This is a genomic window from Capnocytophaga sp. oral taxon 329 str. F0087, assembly GCF_000213295.2.
Classification (GTDB): Bacteria; Bacteroidota; Bacteroidia; order Flavobacteriales; family Flavobacteriaceae; genus Capnocytophaga; species Capnocytophaga leadbetteri_A.
Genome location: NZ_KN390107.1, coordinates 1 through 1,401, shown reverse-complemented (window position 1 = coordinate 1,401; position 1,401 = coordinate 1). Strand labels below are relative to the sequence as shown.

Below are 1,401 nucleotides of genomic sequence, written 5' to 3'. Positions count from 1 at the left end.
GGGATTCTTTAGCACAACTAACACTGTGCACTACCTTATAGATAAGCTAAAAAAAGTAGATTTCTTTCTGAAAATAGATACTGAGGGCACGTTTAATGCCCAGCACATTATCGCTAAGATACAGCAAATACCAGCGACTAACGCTCATACTGTTGCACTCAATACGTTGAATATAAAACATAAATTGCTTTTTCAAGAATGCTAAACACTAAAAAAACAAAAATAGTAGCAACCTTAGGCCCTGCTACCGAAGACCCCCAAGTAATCAAAGATATGATGGCTGCTGGGGTGAATGTATTCCGCATCAATTTCTCTCACGCCGATTATGACGATGTGCGTGCTCGCGTAGAGATGATTCGCAAGATAAACCAAGAACACGGTTTTCATACAGCTATCCTTGCCGACCTACAAGGCCCTAAGCTCCGTGTAGGCGTAATGGAAGACGATATAATAGTAGCTCCAGGCGACCATATTACTTTTGTAACCGGAGAACCTTTTGTAGGCACAAAAGAACGTGTGTATATGAACTACAAAGAGTTTCCTACTGATGTAAACCCAGGGGAGCGTATCCTTTTAGATGACGGTAAACTTATCTTTGAGGTTGTATCAACTAACCGCGAAGACGAAGTAATGGCTATAGTAGTACAAGGGGGACCTCTCAAATCAAAAAAAGGGGTGAACTTGCCTAATACTAAAGTGTCATTGCCAGCTCTTACTGAGAAAGACATACGCGATGCTCTCTTTGCAATTACCCAAGATGTAGATTGGTTTGCGCTTTCGTTTGTTAGAAATCCTGAAGATATACAAGACCTTAAAGACCTGATAGAAGAGAATGCGGGTCATAAAATACCTATCATCGCTAAGATAGAAAAGCCAGAAGCATTGGTAAATATCGATAAGATTATGGCAAACTGCGATGGTATAATGGTAGCTCGTGGTGACCTTGGGGTAGAAATACCAGCTGAAGAAGTGCCACTTATACAAAAAGAGTTGGTACGCAAGGCTAAATCGCATCATATACCAGTAATCATTGCTACTCAGATGATGGAAAGTATGATTTCGAGCCTTACGCCTACACGTGCTGAGGTGAATGATGTAGGAAACTCTGTACTCGATGGTGCCGATGCGGTGATGCTTTCAGGCGAGACCTCAGTAGGTAAATACCCAGTACAAGTAATTCAGCAGATGAGCAGAATTATCAAGAGTGTAGAGGATTCTGACCTTATACAAGTGCCTCTTGAAACACCTTTTATCCGTTCATTGCGCTACGTTACTAATACCATCTGTTTCCACGCAGCTAAGATGGCAAATGATACCAATGCCAAAGTAATAACCTCGCTAACGAATAGTGGTTATGCGGCATTCCGTATTTCATCATACCGTCCTAATTCGCACATACTT

General features: G+C 41.5%; 2 protein-coding genes. Both read left to right on the top strand.

Features of this window, described 5'->3' with window-relative positions; translation table 11 throughout:
• A partial coding sequence (locus HMPREF9074_RS11615) for an IPExxxVDY family protein (RefSeq protein ID WP_034541087.1) occupies positions 1 to 205 on the top strand: 205 nt, incomplete at its 5' end.
• A partial coding sequence (pyk, locus tag HMPREF9074_RS11610) for a pyruvate kinase (protein ID WP_034541085.1) occupies positions 199 to 1,401 on the top strand: 1,203 nt, incomplete at its 3' end. The genes HMPREF9074_RS11615 and pyk, both read left to right, overlap by 7 nt.